Below are 18,807 nucleotides of genomic sequence, written 5' to 3' on the forward strand. Positions count from 1 at the left end.
CGCGTCGACGGACGTCCCGAGCGCGGCATTCGGGACAGTCGGGGTGCACGGAATGGGGTGAACGGCGCGCCGCCCTGGTGGGATGGAAACCGGTCTGTGTGCTATTAAACAATTGCTGTTCAGTGGTTTAGCGTCCCATCCCCTGGTCTCGGGCGAGACTGGCAGGAAGGTTGAACGGGAGGGAGCAGCCGGTGCGTGCCAGGACGGCCCCCCCCGGCTGTGGAGGAGAGCAGGAAGTAAACGCAGACTGACAGCCCGAGCTTCAGGAACCCCGGCCGAAAGACCGGGGTTCTTCAATTTGTGCGGGGGTCAGGAACGCCAGCGGTCATGGAGCCAGAGCCACTGCTCCGGCGCCGCCCGGACCTGGCTCTCGACGAGGGCCGTGACGAGAGCGGTGAGCCTCTCCACGCCGCGATCTTCCGCCGGCAGCGTCGTCACGTCGAGCGGCTCGGAGTAGACGAGGCGATAGCGGCCGGGGGCGACCCTCAGGCAGACGACCGGGAGAAAGAGGGCTCCCGTTTTCCCGGCGAGGCGCGCGATCGAGGTCGTCGTCAGCGCGGGCCTGCCGAAGAACGGGACGGCGATGCCGTCGGGAGGCTGGGCCCGCTGGTCGGCCAGGATGCCGACGAGTCCGCCCGAGCGCAGCGTCTTCAGGAGCGTTCGCGCGGCGTTGCGCTTGCTCACGATGTGGCATCCCGCCTTTTCGCGCATCGCCGTCAGGCGCGCGTCGAGGAGGGGGTTGTCGAGCGGCCGGGCGACGATCGTCACGGGGAAGCCCTGGGCGCCCGTGGCGAGCGCGGCCCACTCCCAGTTTCCGAGGTGGGGCGTGGAGAAGAAGACCCCCCGCCCCGAGGCGGCCGCCGCGCGGGCGTGCTCGAGGCCGACGATCTCGATGCGGGCGAGAAGCCTCTCGATCGGCACCTTCTCGGAGCGGAAGAGGTCCGCGGCGAGGCTGCCGAGGTGGCCGAAGACCTGCCGGGCGAGCCGGTCGACCTCGGTGGGGGACATCTCCGGAAAGGCGAGCGCGAGATTGCGGGCGACGAGCCGCCGCCGGCGGCCGTCGACGAGCCGGTAGAAAAGGGCGACGCTCCGCCCGAGGCCGTCGGCGAGGCGGAGAGGGAGGATCCGGAACAGGCTCCTGAGGACGAGGTAGGCCGCCAGCTCGATCCGGTTCCGCAGGGAGCTTCTCTTCGACGCCACGGCTAGGAGGGCCTCCTCGAAAGCAGAGAGAGGAGCTCGGAAACGAAGGAAGGTTCGACGACCCGCGCCTCGACGGCCACGCGGAAGACCGGGGCGCGGAGCACGGCGTCCAGCTTCACGGCGTCCTTCTCCGTCGTCACGACGGCGGTGGCTCCCGTCTCCTCGAGGGCCTTCTCGATCCGCCCGACCGTGGTGGGACCGTAGGGCTCGTGGTCGCGGAACGCCAGGAAATCCGCAGGGACGACCCCGGCGGCATCGAGCGTCGCGCGGAACGAGGCGGGGTGGGCGATGCCGGCGACGGCCACGGTCGTCCCGGCGGGAAGGTCCGCCGGGTCGACGCTCGTCCCTTCGCGGTCGCGGATGCCGAGGAGCACCGTCCGGGCGTGGAAGACGGGGACGCCGGGAGCGTAGCGGCGGGCGATCTGAAGCGCCCGGGCCGGGTCGGCCTGCTCGGTCTTCGTGACGACGATGAGGTCGGCGCGCGCCAGTGACGTCAGCGGCTCGCGCAGGAGACCGGCCGGCAGGAGGGCGCCCCCCGCATCGGGCGCCGTCGCGTCGAGGAGGACGATGTCGACTTCCCGGGCGAGGCCGACGTGGGAGAAGCCGTCGTCCAGGAGGTGCACGTCCACGGGCGCCTCGAGCGTTTCGGCACGGGCGGCCGCGATCGCCCGCCGGGCATTCGCGACGATCGGGACGGAGGGGAGCGCACGGGCCAGGAGCGCCGGCTCGTCCCCGGACGCGGCGACCGTCGCGAGCGTTCCCCGTCCGTCGGAGACGACGACGGTCCCGCGGCTCGTGCGGCCGTAGCCGCGCGTGAGGATCGACGGCTGGCGGCCGCGCCGGAGGAGCTCGGCCGCGAGCCAGCGGACGAACGGCGTCTTGCCGGTTCCTCCCGCCGCGACGTTCCCGACGGAGACGACGGGGCGGGCCGCGCTCTTCACGCGGAGCGTGCCGCGCCGATAGAGGTCGAGGCGGAGTGCGACACCGGTGCCGTAGAGGCGGGCGAGGGGGAGGAGGAGGCTCTTCATGCCGGCCCCCGCTGCTCGCCGGGCCCGTCGAGGAGCTCGAGCGCGAGCTGGACCGTCCGTTGCGTGGCGCCCCGGTGCCGAAGGAAGAGGGCCTCGGCAGCGGCGCGGGCCGCGGCGCGCGCACCGGTGTCCGCGAGCAGTCGGGCCAGGGCCGCCGTCGCCTCGCGTGTGCTCCCGACCGCGACGGCGGCCGCGCCCGCGGCTTCCACCGCCCGCCGGATGTTCCACGTCGAAGGGCCCAGAATGACGGGCAGCCCGGCCTGGAGAGGCTCGAGGACGTTGTGCCCGCCCCGCGTCCCGAACGTCCCGCCGAGGAGGGCGACGTCGCCGAGACGGTAGCTCGAGGCGAGCTCGCCGATCGTGTCGAGGAGGAAGACGTCGGCCGTTCCCGACCCGTCGGGTGCCGATCGCCGGGCGACGCCGAGGCCCGCCTCGCCGGCTCGGCGTGCCGCCTCGTCCCAGGTTTCCGGGCGGCGGGGCGCGAGGAGGAGAAACGGCGGGGCTCCCCCGGTCGCCAGGGCCCGGGGAAGGGAGAGGGCGAAATCGAGCTCTTCCTCGGCGATCGATCCCGCGACCAGGACCGGACGGCCCGCCGCGAGCGCGCGGACCCGCGCCGCGAACGCCGGCTCGGGCGGCAGCGGGCGGTCGAACTTCATGTCCCCGGCCACGTGGATCCTGGCCTCGGGGACGCCGATGGACGCGAAACGGCTGGCGTCCTCGGGCGTCCGGGCGGACACCGCGGAGAGGGCCTCGAGGGGTCCGCGAAACAGGCGTCCTGCGGCGCGGAGACGGCGGGCCGAACGCTCGGAGAGGCGACCGTTGGCGACGAGAACCGGAAGCGCGCGTCGCCGGGCCGCTTTCAGCAGGACCGGCCATAGCTCGGTCTCCACGAGGACGAGAAGCCTCGGGGCCGCCGAGTCGAGGAGGCGACGAACGGACGGGGGCAGGTCGAGCGGGAACGGCTGGAGCCGGGCGGGCGGGGTGAGATGACGGAACCGCTGTCCGAGGAGCCCGACCCCGGCCGGCGTCGACGAGGTCACCAGGAGAGACAGGGCGGGTCGCTCGGACCGGAGGGCGAGGACGAGCGTGTGCGCGAGCTCGACCTCGCCGACGGAGACACCCTGGACCCAGACGTCGGCCTGCTCCGGTCCACCCGGCGGGAGGAGGCGGCGGGCGATCAACGCCGGGAGGCCGGAACGTCCCTTCGGACCGAAGAGATCTCTCAACCGGCCTTTCTGGAGGAAGTTACGATTCCCATCCGAGAGGCGGCATTATAGGCGTGCGGGGGCCGCGAACGGCGGGCTGAGCGTCCGGGACGGGAGCCTAGACGATGCCGGGCGGGGAGCCGTAGAACCACCGGCATGGCCATTCATCTGGTTCACGTCCGGCGGGCGCCGCGGGAGGGGACGACGATCGAGCCCAGGGACGAACGGCGCCTCGCCGAGCTGGCGAAAGCGGGGGATGAGGATGCGTTTGCCGAGCTCGTTCGCGGCCGGACGGACTCCGTCGTGGCATTTCTGCGCCGGATGCTTGGCAACACGGAGGACGCCCGCGACGTCGCACAGCTCACGTTCCTCCGCGTCTGGGAGAACCTCCCTCGGTACGACCCGACGTTCGCGTTCTCCACGTGGCTCTTCCGGATCGCCGGCAATCTCGCCATCGACGCCCTCCGGGCGCGCGGAACGCGCGCCCGGACGCTCGCGGAGAGCTTCCGGGTCGTTCGGGGCGGGCTCCTGGCAACCGAGCCGGAGGCGCCGCTGCGGCTCTCGCAGGAAGAGATCCGGCGCGTCTTCGACGCGTGCGCGACGGTTCTTTCCGAGAAGCAGCGGATCGTCTTCGTCCTCAGGGAGCTGGAGGAGAAGGAGAGCCGCGAGGTGGCCGAGATCGTCGGCTGCCGGGAGTCGACCGTGAGAAACCACCTGTTCCAGGCGCGACGTCTCCTCCGGGAAGAGCTTCGACGCCGATTCCCCGAGTACGCCCCCGCGGCGCGCCCGGGAGCGGGTGAGGCTCGCGCGTGAGCACCCCCGTCTGTTCCCGCCTGGACGACCTCCTCGCCAAGCGCGACGCCGACCGCCTCTCCCTGTCCGAGGAGCGGCTCCTCGCCGGACACCTCGTCTCCTGCGACGTCTGCGCGGCCGAGGCGCTCCGTCACGACCCCGTCCTCCTCTTCGCCCGCGACGCGGCGCGGAGCGCTCCCGACGTCCTGACGGCCGAAGGACGCGAGCGTTTCGTCGCGGACGTTCTCGCGGCGACGACCGCCGCGAAGGCGGGGCGGCGCCATTCGGCTTCCCGTGCGCGCGTCGGTCTGCGGATAGCCGCCTCCCTGCTTCTGGCGGTATCCGTCGCCGCCGTCTGGTACGCGCGGGAGCGCGGCGCATCGCCCTCCCCTGAAGGAGCCTTCCCCGTCGCGGACGCCGCCGGGGAGCGGACCGAGCCGGGCGAGACGTTTCCGGCGGTCGAGGATGTCCGCGCGACCGGAGCGGTCGTCTACCAGTTCCCGTCGTCGCGGCCGGGCGAACCGACGGTCGTCTTCGTCGTCGACGGCAACGCGGACATCTGAGTCGGATGAGGTCGCTCCTTCGCGCAGCGGTGTTCGCGGCCCTCCTGCTCGGATCCGGGGCCTCGACCGCCGAGCGCACCTCGTCTCCGGAGCCGGACGTCGTTCGCGTCTTCACCCTCCGGCACCGGAAGGCCGAGGAGGCGTTCCTGGTCGTCCGCCCGCTCCTGACGCCTCGGGGCTCCCTCGTCCTCCAGCCGGCGCTCAACGCGCTCACGGTCCGCGACGCGGGCCGGGCCGTCGAGCTGGCCGCCCGGGCCGTCGAGTCGTTCGACGTCCCCCCCAGGGCGTTTGCCATCTCCGTCGCCCTCTTCCGTGCGACGACGGCTCCCCCGCAGCGGGCGGCGCCGACGCCCGTCACCGAGCAGATCCGCGCCGTCGGGGCACGCCTGAAGCGGCTCTTCAGCTTCACCGACTACACCCCCCTGGACGACGTCGTCCTTCAGGGGCTCGAGGGCGAGAAGTTCTCCTGGAATCTCGGCGGAAGCCACCGGATCGACTTCCTGCTCGAAGCGGGCAACGGTGACGACGTCGTGCGCCTTCGCAACCTCGTCCTCGCCCGGGTGAGACGGGACGAGAGGGGAAGCGAGACCGTCCGGGACGTGGCGCGGACCTCGATCAACCTGAAGCTGCGGGAGCCGTTCGTCCTCGGGGTCGGCCGCGAGGAGGGGGGCTCGGCCGCGCTGTTCCTGGTCCTGTCGGCCGCGCCGGTCGGACCCGGTCCCGGAATCGGAGGGCTCCGCTGATGCCGGAGTTCGTCTGCCGGGTCGGGACCCCCGAAGGGCGCATGGTGACACGCGTCGTCGAGGCGGCGAACGAGGAGGTCGTCCGAGCCGAGCTGGAGAGGCAGGGAGCACGGCTCTTCTCGGCGCGCCTCGCCCGCGCGGGGGGCGTCACCCTCCGGCCGGGAGGGCTGGTGCCCCGGTCAGGCGGGATGCGGTCGCGAGGCCGCGTGAAGATCCACGAGTTCCTCGTCTTCAACCAGGAGCTCGTCGCGCTCCTGAAGGCGGGCCTGCCGGTCGTCTCGGGCCTCGACATTCTCCTCGAGCGCCAGAAGAACCCGCACTTCAAGAGGATCCTGGTGGACGTGAAGGAGCAGCTCGTCGCCGGGACGGCTCTCTCGGACGCGTTCCTCTCGCACGGCGACGCGTTCCCGCGCCTCTACGCGACCTCGCTCAAGGCGGGCGAGCGCTCGGGGGAGGTCGAGAAGGTCCTCCGCCGGTTCCTCGGCTACCAGAAGATCCTCGGACAGGTGAAGCGGAAGGTGACCGGGGCGCTCGTCTACCCGGCCGTCCTCATCAGCCTCTCCATCGGCCTCATCGTCATCCTGATGACCTACGTCATCCCGAGGTTCACGGAGTTCTTCTCGGGCTTCGGGGGCGACATGCCCGCCCTGACGGTGGCGGTCGTCGGGACGGCGACGTTCATGCGGACGTACATCCTGGAGCTCCTCCTCGGCACCGTGTCGGCCGGCTTCCTCTTCGATCGCTGGCGGCGGACCGACCGCGGGATTCGCGCCGTGCACGGCTTCCTGCTGAGCGTTCCGGTCATCGGCGTCGTCCTGCACGAGTTTTCCCTCTCCCAGTTCGCCCGCGCCCTGGCGACCCTCGTCGGCGCGGGGACGCCGCTCGTGACGGCCCTGGAGATCTCGACCGGATCCATCGGGAACCGGAAGGTCTCCGACGCCGTCGCCGAGGTCGTGCCGAAGGTGCGCCAGGGGGCCGAGCTCTGGCGGAGCCTCGAGGAGACGGGGCAGTTCACATCCCTGGCCGTCGAGATGATCAAGGTGGGCGAGGCGACGGGAGCCCTGGAGGACATGCTCACGAACGTCTCCGACTTCTACGACGAGGCGATCGAGGCGCGCCTCCAGACGATCATCAACCTGATCGAGCCGGTCATCCTGGTCGTCATGGGGGGCGTCATCGCCACGATCCTCTTGTCCGTATACCTTCCGATGTTCACGATCCTCTCCAACATCAAGGGCTGAGGAGATGAGCCGAGCCGAAACCGACGCCCCCTCCGTCCCCGACTTCCCGCGGGTCCTGGACGCGGCCTCCGAGGAGAGCCGTGCCCGGGAGGTCGCGAGACGGCTCGGGATCCCCTTCGTCGACCTCTGGACGTTCCGGGTCGACCCGGTGCTCTTCAAGAGCGTGCCGCTCGAGTGGATGCTCCGCTTCGAGTTCGTCCCTGAGAGCGAGGAGAACGGGGTCCTCACGATCGTGATGACCGACCCGACCGACGTCGTGAGGCGCGACGAGCTCGAAGCCCTCGTCAAGCGCCGCCTCCGGATGAAGGTCGGCTCGCGGGCCGCGATGCAGGAGATCCTGCAGAAGTCCGAGTCGACGCAGCGTGTCCTCGAGGAGGCGACCGAAGAGTTCCGGATGCAGGTCGTGAGGGAGGACGAGGAGGGGCAGGAGGTCCTGACGATCGACCGGATCGCGGCCGACGCCAGCCCGATCATCAAGCTCGTCGACTCGGTCCTGTTCAACGCGATCCAGCGCCGCGCCTCCGACATTCACATCGAGACCCAGGAGAACGTCGTCGTCATCAAGTACCGGATCGACGGTGTCCTCTACCCGGCCATGGAGCCGATCGACAAGAAGCACCATCAGACGATCGTCAGCCGCATCAAGGTCATGTCCGAGCTCGACATCGCCGAGAAGCGGATTCCACAGGACGGACGCTTCAAGATCCGCGTCAAGGGGCGGACGATCGACTTCCGCGTCTCGATCATGCCGACCGTTCACGGCGAGGATGTCGTCATCCGGATCCTCGACAAGGAGTCGGCGAACGCCGAGTTCAAGAACCTCCGCCTCGACGTCCTCGGCATGGACCCCGAGACGATGAAGCGCCTGCGCAAGTTCATCCGCGAGCCGTACGGCATGGTCCTCGTCACCGGGCCGACCGGCTCGGGCAAGACGACGACGCTCTACGCCTGCCTCTCCGAGATCCAGTCGGTCGAGGACAAGATCGTCACGATCGAGGACCCGGTCGAGTACCAGCTTCGCGGCATCACGCAGATCCCGGTCAACGAGAAGAAGGGGCTCACCTTCGCCCGGGGCCTCCGCTCGATCCTCCGGCACGACCCCGACAAGGTCATGGTCGGCGAGATCCGCGACGAGGAGACGGCCCAGATCGCCGTCCAGGCGGCGCTCACCGGGCACCTCGTCTTCACCACGGTCCACGCGAACAACGTCGTCGACGTCCTCGGCCGCTTCCTCAACATGAAGGTCGAGCTCTACAACTTCGTCTCGGCCCTGAACTGCATCCTGGCGCAGCGGCTCGTGAGGAAGATCTGCCCTCACTGCAAGACGCCGATGGAACCGACGAAGCAGCTCCTCGACGAGTCGGCCCTGACCGTGGCCGAGATCGCCGGCGTCACGTTCTACGAGGGACGTGGGTGCATCGAGTGCAACGGAACGGGCTTCTACGGCCGGATGGCGATCACCGAGCTTCTCGACCTCTCCGACCGGATCCGGGGCCTGATCCTCGACCGCCGCCCCGCGGCCGAGATCAAGAAGGCTGCCAAGGAGGAAGGGATGGCCTTCCTCCGCGAGTCGGCGCTGAAGAAGGTCTTCCGTGGGGAGACGACCCTGAAAGAGATCAACAAGGTGACCTTTGTCGACTGACGGCCTCGCAATCCGTGTTCGGAACGCGCTGAGGAGGGCCTGGGGCTTCCGCCGGCCGCCCCACGCCTTCGTCCTCACCGAGGACCGACTCGTGCACGTCGCGCTTCCGCGGGACGTCCGGGGCGTGCGCGCGACCGGGGGCGCGAGAGTCTTCGCCCGGGAACTTCCGCCGGGGACCTTCCGAGCCGGTCCGGCGGGACTTCCCGTCGCCGGCCCCGGTCTCGGTCAGGCTCTCTCCTCCCTCCTCCCGGCGAAGGGCCGGGTTGCGGCGGCCTCGCTCGCCATACCCGACCGGTTCGTGAAGGCGGCGACGGTCGATATCGAACCCGGGGCCGGCAAGCGCCCCCGCGAGCTCGCCGAGATGCTCCGGTGGAAGGTGAGCCGTCTCTACGGAGAGCCGGCGCCGGAGCTCCGGATCACCTGGTGCGAGGCGGGCGTCGCCCCCGACGGTGGGACCCGCCTCCTCGTCCTCGCCTCGCCCGAGGAGACGATCGCCTCGCTCGAGGCGGCGTTCCTCGCCCACGGGATCCGGATCGGTGCCCTCGAGCCGGCCGCCCTCGCCATTTCGGCGATCGCCTCCCTGGCGCTCGCCGGGACGGGGCTCGTCGTCTTCACCGACGGGCCGACCGTGTCGACCGTCTTCCTCGAGAAAGGGGCGGTGCGATTCCTGAGGACCCGGGAGACCGCCGCGGACCCCGAGCAGGCGCTCCAGGAGATCCGGCTCGCGGCCGCCTTCCTCGGAGTGTCCTCGGCGGACGGACCCGGACCCGACGTGACGGGCGAGGTCGTCGTCGTCCCGGCGACGGCACCGGCCTCCGTCCGGTTCCTGGAGTTCCTCAAGGAGAACGGGGGCAGGGAGCCGGTCTCCCTTTCGCCGACCCTCGTCTCGCTGGGCTTCCCGCCCTGGGGCGAGGACACGGCCCCGCTGGTCGGAGTCGGTCTCCTGCAGGGAGCGGGCTGACGCCATGGCCGCGACCCGACCGAACCTCGCCCGAAGGCCGTTCGTCGACTCCCGCCCCGCCAACGTCGCCGCCGCGCTCCTTCTCCTGGCCGCGGTCGTCCTGACCGCCGTCAGCGTCAGGACAGTCCACGCCTACCTCGAGGGCTCGCGGCATTCCCGGGCCCGGATCGCGTCCCTGCGCGCCGAGATCAGCCGCTTCGAAGCTTCGGGGCGGGCGGCCGAGCAGAAGCTCGCCCGGTTCGACCTCGCCGGGATGAGGGCGGGAGCCGAGGAGGCCAACCAGCTCGCCCGGCTTCGCACCTTCTCGTGGAGCCGGTTCCTCACGCGTCTCGAAAGGACGCTCCCGAACGACGTTCGCGTCGTCTCGGTGGGCCTCTCGAGAGCGGAGAAGACGGAAGGGGCCGCCCCGGCGGCTTCCGCGGACGACTCCTACCTGGTTTCCCTGTCACTCGTCTCGCGCGATCCCGACGGCCTGCCGAAGCTGATCCGGGCCTTCTACGCCTCCCCGTGGTTCGATGCGCCGACTCCCAGCTCGGAGGCTGGCGGCGAGCTCGGCGACGTCGAGGGGCGGACCTTCGCGCTCGACCTCGTCTACCGCGACCGGGAGGCGAAGCCGTGAGCAGCGCCACGACGGCATTTCGGGACCGGAGAATCGTCTTCCTGATCCTCCTCGCCGTCCTCGCAGGGAACGTCGCGGTCCTCCTCTCCTACCGGACGTTCTACGACGAACGCCTCCAGGCCCTCGTCTCCGAGCAGGCTGCGCTCGAGGAGCGGCGGGACGAGGCCGAGCGCCGGGCGAAGGAGGCCGAGGCCTCGGAGAGAAGGCTCTTCGAGACGCAGGAGGCCCTGACCGCCTTCTTCTCCGAGACGCTCGGGAAGCGCGAGGAACGGATCGCCCCCCTGATCGAGGAGATCTACGCCACGACGCGCGCCGCGGGGCTTCGCCCGGACGCGATCGCGTACACCTCGACCGACGAGCCGGGGACCGACTCCCTGACGATGACCTTCGCGGTCGCTGGTCCCTACGCCGACGTCAAGCGGCTCCTGGCGGGGCTCGAACGCTCGAAGCGCTTCCTCGTCGTCGACGAGGTCGGCCTCTCCGGCGGCTCGACGGACGACCCGAACCTCGTGAACGTCTCGATCGCCGTGACGAACTACTTCCGACCGGATTCCCTCCGGCCGATCCGGACCGTCCGCGACAGGCGCAGCCCCACGGGACCGCGCGCCGCCGCGGGACCGCGTGGGAGAACCACGCGATGAAAGCGTTCGCGTCGCGCCGGGGCCTCCTCTTCCTGCTCGGCCTTCTCGTCGTCGTCCTCGTCCTCCGGTTCTGGCCGCGAGGCTCGGGGGACGCGCCCGCCCCGCCGCGGACCGCCGCAGTCGGCACTGCCGCGCGGCCGGTCGGCAGTGCCACGACCCCATCGCAGATCCCGCCCCTGGCCTTTCGCGACGGGCGCGGCGAGATCGGCGGCAGCGTGGTGAGAAACGTCTTCGCGTTCCACGTCCCCCCGTCACCGACCCCGAAGCCGCCCCCGCCGGTGCCGACGCCGCTACCGGCCCCCGGCTCGGCGCAGTTCATCGGACCGCGGCTTCCGACCCCGACGCCGACGGCGACCCCGATCGTTCCCCCGTCGATCCCCTACCGCGCCCTCGGGGTCTTCGGCCCGCGCGACAGGCCGATCGTCACGTTCGAGGACGGCCCCCGCCTCATCAACGCCCGCGAGGGCGACGTTCTCGACGGCCGTTTCATCCTCAGGCGCGTCGGCCGCGAGTCGGTCGACTTCGCCTTCGTCGGGCTGCCGCCCGAGATCACCCGGCGGATCCCCGTTCTTCCGCCCGACGCCCTCCGCTGAAGGGACGCCCATGACCGTTCAGAGACCGCGACCGCCCCGAGTTCTCCTTCTCGCCGCCGCCCTCGCCCTGGCCGTGGGCGCTTCCGGCTGTGCCTCCGAGCGCGCGTTCCGCGAGGCGCGGGACTACGAGCAGCTGGAGTACTGGGACATGGCCGTCATGGCCTACCAGAAGGCGGCGTCCCTCGACCCGGCGAACAAGAAGTACGAGTCGTCCCTCTTCCGCGCGCGGCTTCAGGCCGCCCAGACCCACCTCGGGCGGGGGCGGCTCCACCGCTCGGCGGGGCAGCTCGACCTCGCGAAAGTGGAGCTCGAGCAGAGCGTCGCGCTCGACCCGACGAACGACGTCGCCGTCCAGGAGCTGAAGAAGGTCGTCGAGGAGATCGAGGTGCGCCGCCTCGAGACGCTGGGCGGGTCGCCGACCGAAAAGGCCAAGGCGAAAGCCAAGGGCCGCAGGGCCGCCCCGCCGATGCTGAACCCGGCGTCGGACAAGCCGATCGACGTCACCTTTCCGCCCGACACGCCGATCAAGAAGATCTACCAGGCCCTCTGCACCGCCTCCGGGATCAACGTCATCTTCGACCCGCAGCTGAAGGACGACAAGTTCACCATCGACCTCAGGAACCTGTCGTTCCAGAAGGCCCTGGAGACGACGATGCGGCAGGCGGGGCACTTCTACAAGGTCATCGACGAGAAGACGATCCTCGTCGCTCAGGACACCCAGCAGAACCGGAAGGAGTACGAGGACCAGGTCGTCAGGACGTTCTTCCTCTCGAACGGCGACGTGAAGGACGTCTCGACGATGGTCCGCGGCCTCCTCGACCTGCGGAGGATGGCGACGGTCACCCAGCTCAACGCGATCGTCATCCGCGACACGGCCGACAAGGTCGCCGTCGCCGAGCGGCTCATCGAGGTGAACGACAAGGCCAAGGCCGAGGTCGTCCTCGACGTCGAGCTGCTCCAGCTCAGCACGAAGAAGCTCATGGACCTCGGAGTCGCCCTCTCGAGCTACAAGCCGATCACGACCGGCACGGCGACGGGGAACGACGGCAAGCCGATCACGTCGCTCCCCTGGAACGACCTCCTCAAGCTCTCCCTCTCCGACTTCAACTTCACGATCCCGTCGATCGCCGTCAACTTCCTCAAGTCGAACACCGACGCGGAGATCCTGGCCCGGCCCCAGCTCCGGATCGCCGAGGGCGAGAAGGCCCAGCTCGTGATCGGGGACCGCGTCCCGATCCCGGTCACGACGATCAACACGCAGCAGGCGGTCGGCCAGGTCGGCGTCGTCCCGGTGACGTCGTTCCAGTACCAGGACATCGGCATCAAGCTCGACATCGAGACGCGGGTCCACCACAACAAGGAGGTCTCGCTGAAGCTGACCGTCGAGGTCTCGAACCTCAACGGATCGGTCGCGGGGCAGAACGGCCAGGAACAGCCGATCATCGCGACCCGCACCATCACGTCGAACATCCGTCTGAAGGACGGCGAGACGAGCTTCCTGGCCGGCCTCATCCAGACGACGAAGCTCAGGACGAAGTCGGGCATGCCGTTCCTCTCCGACCTCCCTCTCATCGGACCGCTCTTCTCGACGACGAACACGCAGAACGACCGCAACGACATCTTCCTGACCCTCACGCCGCACATCACGCGCGCGCCGCAGATCGAAGAGGAGGACCTCATTCCGGTCTGGGTCGGCACCGAGAACAACGTCAGCTTCTCGGGCCTGAACGTGCGGCTCGAGTCGCCGCAGGCGCCCGCGACGCCGTTCGACGCGCCCTCCGAGGCCCCGGCCTCCCGCCCGGTGTCGCCGACGAACCCGGTCCCGGCCAACGTGCCCGCCCCGGGGATCCTTCCGCTCCAGGGAACCGGTCCGAACGACCCGTTCAAGCCGGCGGCGCCGACGCCGACGCCGGCACCGGCGTCTCCGAAGACACCGCTGGCGGGGGGGGACGCGGCACCGGCCTCCGCGAGCTTCGTCGAAACCGCCGGTCCGCAGTCGCTCGCCCTCGGCCTCGAGATCGAGAACTCCGAGCTGTCTGCGGGCGAGACGACGACGATGACGCTCAGCGGGCCCGCCGAGCTGGCCGACGCGGGGGCGCTCGAGATCACCCTCGAGTGGGACCCGGCGGTCGCCGAGATCGTCACGATCTCGCCGGGGCCGTGGCGCACGGGCTCGGCGGCACTGAACACGCGCCTCGACGCCGACCGCGGGCCCGGCCGCGTGAGGGTCGGCCTCGGCTCGCCCACGGGCGTCGTCGGCCTGCCGAGCGGCGCGCTCGCGCGGTTCACCGTCCGTGCCCTCGCCCCGGGACAGACGCTGTTCCGGATGTCGGCGGGGGCCGGGTACGGCAAGACGGGAGCGCTCCGGCCCGAGGCGGACGCCGTGACGCTGTCGGTGGCGCCCTGAGGCGATTCCGATGACCCTGTCCCGCGCCCGCGGCTACTCGCTCGTCGAGCTCGTCGTCGTCGTCACCTTGATCCTGGTCCTGACGGCGATGATCGTCCCCGTGGCGCGGTTCAACTGGACGCGGATGAAGGAAATGGAGCTGAAGGAAGCGCTCCGCACGATGCGCACGGCCATCGACGAGCACAAGCGCCTCTCCGACCAGGGGCTGATCCCGGTCGAGCTCGACACGGAGGGGTACCCGAAGGAGCTCGAGAAGCTCGTCGAGGGGATCGAGCTCGTCGGGCAGGTCAAGAAGGTGCGGAAGTTTCTCCGGAGGATCCCGGTCGACCCGATGACGGGTGAGACGGAGTGGGGCCTCAGGAGCCTGCAGGACGACTTCGACTCGACCAGCTGGGGGCGCCAGAACGTCTACGACGTCTACTCCCTTTCCGACAAGACGGCGCTGGACGGCACGAAGTACAAGGACTGGTGAACATGACGAGCCATCTCCCGAACGCTCCTGAGGGGACGCCTCCGGTTCCTTCTGACGCCCTTCCTCCCGCCCGACGCCGAGGCTTCACATTGATCGAATTGCTCGTCGTCATGGCGATCATCGGCATCCTGGCGTCGATCGGCATTCCGATGCTCCTGCAGACGCCGATCAAGGCCAAGGAGGCCGCCCTCCGGGAGAACCTCTTCACGTTCCGCTCCTGCCTCGACCAGTACAAGGCCGACAAGGGGCACTACCCCGAGTCGCTCGAGGTCCTGGTCCAGGAGAAGTACATCCGGAAGGTCCCGATCGACCCGTTCACGAAGTCGACCGACACGTGGGAGCTCGTCTTCGAGGAGCCCTCCTCGGCCGAGGCAGCGACCGAGGAGCCGCTCGGCGTCATCGACGTCCACTCGGGGTCGAAGGCGATGGCGCTCGACGGGACCGCCTACAACACGTGGTGAACGGGACGGGGCCGCGGCAGGGGCGGGGCGGGTACACGCTCGTCGCCCTCCTCGTGGGGATCACGGTGGCGTCGGTCCTGATCGCCGCGGTCCTGCCCCTGGCCTCGGCCCAGGCGCAGCGCGAGCGCGAGGCCGAGCTGATCTTCCGCGGTCTCCAGTACGCGGAGGGTATCCGCGTATTCCGGCGGCGCTACGGGCGCTACCCGAACGCGCTGCAGGAGCTCCTCGACGTGAAGCCCCGGAGCATCCGCAAGCTCTGGAAAGACCCGATGACGAAGGACGGCGCGTGGGGAACCATCTCGATGGCGGGGACACCCGTGACGTCGGGCGGCGGGACGGGCTCGGGGCTGAGTCCGCGGGCGACCCCGACGCCGCGTCCGACGCCGACGCCCGGGCCGTTCGCCGGCACCGCCCTGCCCGGGGCCGGCGGCGCCGCCGCAGGTCCCGTGATGGGGGTCTACTCGAAGTCGACCGAGAGTGGCTACCGCCTCTGGGAAGGTCGGGAGTCGTACAACGAGTGGCGGTTCACCGAGGAGAGCCTGGCCCTCAAGCCCGGAGATGGCGGGTCGAGCACGGGACCCGGTCCCGGCTTCGGCGGAACGGGTCCCGCTCCCCCCGGCGGCGGCAGGAACTGACCCATCACGGCCCGACGGTAAGATCCGCGCCGTGGAGACCCGAACCCTCGGAGACGGCCTCGCCGTCTGGCTCGACCCGATGCGGGACGTGCGCAGCGTGGCCCTCGGCATCTACGTCGCGGGAGGATCGGCCGACGAGGAGCCCTCGGACCTCGGATCGACCCACTTCCTCGAGCACCTCCTCTTCCGCCGATCCCGCCGCCGCACGGGCGCGGCGATCGCCCGGACGACCGACCGCCTCGGCGGCGACTGCGACGCCTACACCACGAAGGAGTGGATGGCGGTCCACGCCCGGACACCGTCCGAGCGGCTGCCCGACGCGCTCTCTCTCCTGCTGGACCTGACGGAAGCGCCGGCCTTCACGGCCGACGACGTCGAGACCGAGCGGAAGGTCATCCTCGAGGAGATGGCCGAAGCGAACGACGTTCCCGAGGACCGCCTCCACGAGACGTTCGTCCGTTCCTACTGGCCCGACCATCCGCTCGGCGCCCCGATCCTCGGGACCGGCGAGACGGTTCGCGCCCTGACGCGCGGGCGGCTCGTGAAGCGTTTTCGCGAGGTCTTCCGGCCGGAGAGGACGCTCCTCGTCGCGGTCGGCGCGTTCGAGCCGGAGGCGTTTCTGAGGCTCCTCTCGGCCGAGCGCAGGAAGCGGCGTCACGCGCCGGCCCCGCTCGGCCCGGAGGCCGCGGCCCGCCTGTCGCCGAGGGCGACGCGCTGCGCCTTCCACATCCCGCGGCTCGACCTGACCCAGACGCACCTCCTCGTGGGGACGCCGGCCCCGGCCTACGCCGACCGTCAGGTCCCCGCCGCGTGGCTCCTCTCCGTCGTCCTCGGAGGGGGCGTCTCGTCCCGCCTCTGGCGGCGCGTCCGCGAGCGGCACGGCCTCGCCTACCACGTCGGGGCGGGGCTCACGCTCCACCGCGACGGCGGGATGGCGCTCATCGAGGCGGCGACGGCGCCGAAGAAGCTCCCGAAGCTCGTCCGCGCCACGGGCGCCGTCCTGCGCGAGCTGCGCAGCACGGGGATCACGCGCTCCGAGCTGCGGCGCGCGAAGGACCAGGTCCGGGCCGAGATCGCGATGTCGCTCGAGTCGACCTCCTCGCGGCGCGAGGGCGTGGTCCGCGCCTGGCTCTACCGGGGGCGACCCTGGGAGGCCGACGAGGTGATCGCCGAGATCGAGGCCGTGACGGCGGCCGAGGTCGACGACGCCATCGGCGTTCTCTTCGGGACGCCCGATGCGACCGGTTTCGGCGTGACGGGCCCTTCCCTCGTCGGCGCCACCGTCGACGACCTCGCCGGCGAGCTCGCGGCGTGAGCGCCGCCTCGCGCGCCCCCGAGAGCGTCTCCGGGAGCGTCACGGTCCGATTCCGGCTCCGCCCGGAGTGCGCGGATCTCGGTCCTCCGGAGTACGCCAGCGACCTCGCGGCCGGCGCCGACCTGCGGGCGGCCCTCGAGACGCCGATGACGCTCGCTCCCGGCGCCCGCGCCGTCGTTCCGACCGGCCTGACGCTCGAGATCCCGCCCGGCTTCGAGGCGCAGGTCCGCGCCCGCTCGGGCCTCGCGCTGAAGAAGGGGCTCGCCCTCGCCAACGGCGTCGGGACGATCGACGCCGACTACCGCGGCGAGGTGGGCGTCATCCTCGTGAACCTCGGCGCCGAGCCGGTCACGCTCGCCCGCGGGGAGCGGATCGCCCAGCTCGTCGTGGCGCCCGTCGTGCGGGCGCGCTTCGAGCGGGCCCCCGAGCTGAACGGCACCGCGCGCGGCGCCGGCGGCTTCGGGTCGACGGGGACGGCGTGATCGAGGTCGCCTTCCTCGGGTCGGGCTCCACGGGGAACTGCGCGGTGATCCGGGCCGGCCGCACCGCCGTCCTCCTCGACGCCGGCCTCTCGCCGCGGCAGATCGGCGTGCGGCTCGGCAAGCTCGGGATGACTCTCGACGACGTCTCGGCGCTCCTCCTGACGCACGAGCACTCGGACCACGTCTGTTCCGCGGCGGTCCTCGCCACGAAACGCGGCATTCCCGTCTATGCCACGCAGGGCACGCTCGCGAAGGCGGGCCTCCCCGGGCCGCTCTTCGCCGATCTGCGCACCGTCGCGGACGGCGCGGAGCTCTGCTTCGGCGGGGGCGACCTGACCGTCCGGGTGACCCGCACGCCGCACGACGGGGTCGACCCGGTCTGCTACGTCTTCGCAGACGGCGCCGGGCGGCGCGTCGGGGTCGCGACGGACCTCGGGCATCTCTCGGAGAACGTTCTCGAAGCCCTCGAAGGGTGCGACGTCCTCGGCCTCGAGGCGAACCACGACGTCGACGTCCTCCGGGAAGGGGCCTACCCGGCGTTCCTGAAGAAGCGGATCCTCTCGGACGTGGGGCACCTCTCGAACGAGGCCGCGGCCGCGGGCCTCGCGCGCCTGCTCGGCGAACGGACGAGGATCGTCGTGGGGCTGCACCTGTCGAAGAACAACAACACGCCGACCCTGGCCGAGCGCGCGCTCCGCCAGGGCGTCGAACGGCTCGGGGCGAAAGTCGTCCTCGAGGTGGCGGGTCCCGACGCACCGACCGGCTGGTACCGGGCGCGGCCCGCGGGAGGAATCGAATGAAGGTCCAGGTGACGGTGGTCCCGAAGTCGGGAGTCCTCGACCCGCAGGGCAAGGCGATCGCGGGGGCGCTGGCGCGGCTCGGCTTCCCGGGCGTCGGCGACGTCCGCGCGGGGAAGGTCTTCCGCGTCGAGGTCGAGGCCCGGGACGCCGCCGAGGCGACGGCTCTCGCCGGGCAGATGGCCGAGAAGCTCCTCTGCAATCCCGTCATCGAGGAGTACGAAGCCGAGGTGCTCGGGTGAGCGCCGGGGCGCGGCCGCGCGTCTCGGTGGTCGTCTTCCCCGGCTCGAACTGCGACCACGACGCCGTCCACGCCGTCGAGGCGACGATCGGAGCCGACGCGCGCCCCGTCTGGCACGCCGGCACCGACCTCGGCCGCCCCGACCTGGTCATCCTCCCCGGCGGCTTCTCCTACGGCGACTACCTGCGCTGCGGCGCGCTCGCCCGCTTCTCGCCGATCATGGACGCCGTGCGCGACTTCGCGGCACGGGGTGGCCCCGTTCTCGGCATCTGCAACGGCTTCCAGGTCCTTTGCGAGGCGGGGCTCCTCCCGGGCGCGCTCCTCCTCAACTCGGGCCAGCGCTTCCGGTGCGAGGACGTCTTCATCCGCGTGGAGACGATCCGGACGCCGTTCACCGCCGAGCTGACGAAGGGCGACGTCCTGCGTCTCCCGATCGCGCACGGCGACGGCAACTGGCGCGCCGAGGCCGCGACCTTCGACGACGTGACGACCCACGACCAGGTCGTCTTCCGCTACTGCGACGCGGCGGGGTCGCGCGGCACGGGCGCGAACCCGAATGGCTCCCTCGACGACGTCGCGGGCGTCTGCAACCGCGAGCGGAACGTCGTCGGGCTCATGCCGCACCCCGAGCGGGCCTCCGAGGCGATGCTCGGAAACGCCGACGGCGCACGGCTCTTCCGCTCGTTCGCGAACGCCCTCCTCCTCGGCCGGACGGCCTGAACGGCGAAGGCCGCGCTCCCGGCGCGGCCTTCGGTTCCGGGCTCGCGGA

21 protein-coding genes are annotated in these 18,807 nt (G+C 71.1%); 18 read left to right on the forward strand and 3 right to left on the reverse strand.

The features are described from left to right. Nucleotides 1-309: 309 nt before the first annotated feature. Genes IPN03_07960 through IPN03_07970 form a run of 3 tightly spaced genes read right to left on the reverse strand, consistent with a single transcriptional unit; the run spans nt 310 to nt 3,454 of the window. Nucleotides 310-1,200 carry a lysophospholipid acyltransferase family protein gene (locus IPN03_07960; GenBank protein MBK9373659.1) on the reverse strand — a complete coding sequence of 297 codons (891 nt, stop codon included), beginning with the start codon at nt 1,198-1,200 and terminating at the stop codon, nt 310-312. A 2-nt stretch (nt 1,201-1,202) separates the two neighbouring features. Next, complete coding sequence (lpxK, locus tag IPN03_07965; protein ID MBK9373660.1) at nt 1,203-2,228, reverse strand: tetraacyldisaccharide 4'-kinase; 1,026 nt, start codon at nt 2,226-2,228, stop codon at nt 1,203-1,205. Further along, on the reverse strand, nt 2,225-3,454 hold the full coding sequence (locus IPN03_07970) for a 3-deoxy-D-manno-octulosonic acid transferase (protein ID MBK9373661.1): 1,230 nt from the start codon (nt 3,452-3,454) through the stop codon (nt 2,225-2,227). The genes lpxK and IPN03_07970 overlap by 4 nt, the downstream gene beginning before the upstream one ends. Nucleotides 3,455-3,589: 135 nt before the next feature. Here IPN03_07970 and IPN03_07975 point away from each other — a divergent pair, with 135 nt between their 5' ends. Genes IPN03_07975 through purQ form a run of 18 tightly spaced genes read left to right on the forward strand, consistent with a single transcriptional unit; the run spans nt 3,590 to nt 18,758 of the window. Beyond that, nucleotides 3,590-4,246 carry a sigma-70 family RNA polymerase sigma factor gene (locus tag IPN03_07975; protein ID MBK9373662.1) on the forward strand — a complete coding sequence of 219 codons (657 nt, stop codon included), beginning with the start codon at nt 3,590-3,592 and terminating at the stop codon, nt 4,244-4,246. After that, nucleotides 4,243-4,788 (forward strand): hypothetical protein, encoded by a 546-nt coding sequence (locus IPN03_07980; GenBank protein MBK9373663.1) that lies wholly within the window; start codon nt 4,243-4,245, stop codon nt 4,786-4,788. Before IPN03_07975 ends, IPN03_07980 begins: the two co-directional genes overlap by 4 nt. Before the next feature lie 5 nt (nt 4,789-4,793). Next, the gene (locus IPN03_07985; GenBank protein ID MBK9373664.1) at nt 4,794-5,531 is read left to right on the forward strand and encodes a hypothetical protein; all 738 of its coding nucleotides are present in this window, start codon (nt 4,794-4,796) and stop codon (nt 5,529-5,531) included. Then, nucleotides 5,531-6,772: a type II secretion system F family protein gene (locus tag IPN03_07990; GenBank protein ID MBK9373665.1), complete on the forward strand. Its 1,242-nt coding sequence runs from the start codon at nt 5,531-5,533 to the stop codon at nt 6,770-6,772. The genes IPN03_07985 and IPN03_07990 overlap by 1 nt, the downstream gene beginning before the upstream one ends. Before the next feature lie 4 nt (nt 6,773-6,776). Next, a complete protein-coding gene (locus IPN03_07995) occupies nt 6,777-8,414 on the forward strand; it encodes a type II/IV secretion system protein (protein ID MBK9373666.1) in 1,638 nt (545 codons plus the stop codon). After that, the gene (locus IPN03_08000; GenBank protein ID MBK9373667.1) at nt 8,404-9,375 is read left to right on the forward strand and encodes a hypothetical protein; all 972 of its coding nucleotides are present in this window, start codon (nt 8,404-8,406) and stop codon (nt 9,373-9,375) included. The genes IPN03_07995 and IPN03_08000 overlap by 11 nt, the downstream gene beginning before the upstream one ends. A 4-nt stretch (nt 9,376-9,379) precedes the next feature. Then, complete coding sequence (locus IPN03_08005) at nt 9,380-9,994, forward strand: hypothetical protein (protein ID MBK9373668.1); 615 nt, start codon at nt 9,380-9,382, stop codon at nt 9,992-9,994. Then, the gene (locus IPN03_08010; protein MBK9373669.1) at nt 9,991-10,635 is read left to right on the forward strand and encodes a hypothetical protein; all 645 of its coding nucleotides are present in this window, start codon (nt 9,991-9,993) and stop codon (nt 10,633-10,635) included. Before IPN03_08005 ends, IPN03_08010 begins: the two co-directional genes overlap by 4 nt. Beyond that, a complete protein-coding gene (locus IPN03_08015; GenBank protein MBK9373670.1) occupies nt 10,632-11,228 on the forward strand; it encodes a hypothetical protein in 597 nt (198 codons plus the stop codon). The genes IPN03_08010 and IPN03_08015 overlap by 4 nt, the downstream gene beginning before the upstream one ends. 10 nt (nt 11,229-11,238) lie before the next feature. After that, nucleotides 11,239-13,635 carry a hypothetical protein gene (locus IPN03_08020; protein MBK9373671.1) on the forward strand — a complete coding sequence of 799 codons (2,397 nt, stop codon included), beginning with the start codon at nt 11,239-11,241 and terminating at the stop codon, nt 13,633-13,635. Nucleotides 13,636-13,645: 10 nt separating this feature from the next. Continuing rightward, nucleotides 13,646-14,107 carry a prepilin-type N-terminal cleavage/methylation domain-containing protein gene (locus IPN03_08025; GenBank protein MBK9373672.1) on the forward strand — a complete coding sequence of 154 codons (462 nt, stop codon included), beginning with the start codon at nt 13,646-13,648 and terminating at the stop codon, nt 14,105-14,107. Nucleotides 14,108-14,109: 2 nt separating this feature from the next. Then, complete coding sequence (locus IPN03_08030; protein MBK9373673.1) at nt 14,110-14,568, forward strand: type II secretion system protein; 459 nt, start codon at nt 14,110-14,112, stop codon at nt 14,566-14,568. After that, nucleotides 14,562-15,203: a type II secretion system protein gene (locus IPN03_08035; protein MBK9373674.1), complete on the forward strand. Its 642-nt coding sequence runs from the start codon at nt 14,562-14,564 to the stop codon at nt 15,201-15,203. The genes IPN03_08030 and IPN03_08035 overlap by 7 nt, the downstream gene beginning before the upstream one ends. Before the next feature lie 31 nt (nt 15,204-15,234). Further along, nucleotides 15,235-16,518 carry an insulinase family protein gene (locus IPN03_08040; protein MBK9373675.1) on the forward strand — a complete coding sequence of 428 codons (1,284 nt, stop codon included), beginning with the start codon at nt 15,235-15,237 and terminating at the stop codon, nt 16,516-16,518. Beyond that, nucleotides 16,515-17,000 carry a dUTP diphosphatase gene (gene dut, locus IPN03_08045; GenBank protein ID MBK9373676.1) on the forward strand — a complete coding sequence of 162 codons (486 nt, stop codon included), beginning with the start codon at nt 16,515-16,517 and terminating at the stop codon, nt 16,998-17,000. The genes IPN03_08040 and dut overlap by 4 nt, the downstream gene beginning before the upstream one ends. Further along, nucleotides 16,997-17,800: an MBL fold metallo-hydrolase gene (locus tag IPN03_08050; protein ID MBK9373677.1), complete on the forward strand. Its 804-nt coding sequence runs from the start codon at nt 16,997-16,999 to the stop codon at nt 17,798-17,800. The genes dut and IPN03_08050 overlap by 4 nt, the downstream gene beginning before the upstream one ends. Then, on the forward strand, nt 17,797-18,039 hold the full coding sequence (gene purS, locus IPN03_08055) for a phosphoribosylformylglycinamidine synthase subunit PurS (protein ID MBK9373678.1): 243 nt from the start codon (nt 17,797-17,799) through the stop codon (nt 18,037-18,039). The genes IPN03_08050 and purS overlap by 4 nt, the downstream gene beginning before the upstream one ends. Continuing rightward, nucleotides 18,036-18,758 (forward strand): phosphoribosylformylglycinamidine synthase subunit PurQ, encoded by a 723-nt coding sequence (purQ, locus tag IPN03_08060; protein ID MBK9373679.1) that lies wholly within the window; start codon nt 18,036-18,038, stop codon nt 18,756-18,758. The genes purS and purQ overlap by 4 nt, the downstream gene beginning before the upstream one ends. The last annotated feature ends 49 nt before the right edge of the window (nt 18,759-18,807 follow it).

Source organism: Holophagales bacterium (genome assembly GCA_016719485.1).
In the GTDB taxonomy this organism is placed as follows: Bacteria; Acidobacteriota; Thermoanaerobaculia; order UBA5066; family UBA5066; genus UBA5066.

Excerpts from the sequence above, each read along its gene's own strand:
- lpxK (MBK9373660.1), bottom strand. The coding sequence starts at position 2,228 with ATGAAGAGCCTCCTCCTCCCCCTCGCCCGCCTCTACGGCACCGGTGTC.
- IPN03_07975 (MBK9373662.1), top strand. The coding sequence starts at position 3,590 with ATGGCCATTCATCTGGTTCACGTCCGGCGGGCGCCGCGGGAGGGGACG.
- IPN03_07985 (MBK9373664.1), top strand. The coding sequence starts at position 4,794 with ATGAGGTCGCTCCTTCGCGCAGCGGTGTTCGCGGCCCTCCTGCTCGGA.
- IPN03_07990 (MBK9373665.1), top strand. The coding sequence starts at position 5,531 with ATGCCGGAGTTCGTCTGCCGGGTCGGGACCCCCGAAGGGCGCATGGTG.
- IPN03_07995 (MBK9373666.1), top strand. The coding sequence starts at position 6,777 with ATGAGCCGAGCCGAAACCGACGCCCCCTCCGTCCCCGACTTCCCGCGG.
- IPN03_08005 (MBK9373668.1), top strand. The coding sequence starts at position 9,380 with ATGGCCGCGACCCGACCGAACCTCGCCCGAAGGCCGTTCGTCGACTCC.
- IPN03_08015 (MBK9373670.1), top strand. The coding sequence starts at position 10,632 with ATGAAAGCGTTCGCGTCGCGCCGGGGCCTCCTCTTCCTGCTCGGCCTT.
- IPN03_08020 (MBK9373671.1), top strand. The coding sequence starts at position 11,239 with ATGACCGTTCAGAGACCGCGACCGCCCCGAGTTCTCCTTCTCGCCGCC.
- IPN03_08025 (MBK9373672.1), top strand. The coding sequence starts at position 13,646 with ATGACCCTGTCCCGCGCCCGCGGCTACTCGCTCGTCGAGCTCGTCGTC.
- IPN03_08030 (MBK9373673.1), top strand. The coding sequence starts at position 14,110 with ATGACGAGCCATCTCCCGAACGCTCCTGAGGGGACGCCTCCGGTTCCT.
- purS (MBK9373678.1), top strand. The coding sequence starts at position 17,797 with ATGAAGGTCCAGGTGACGGTGGTCCCGAAGTCGGGAGTCCTCGACCCG.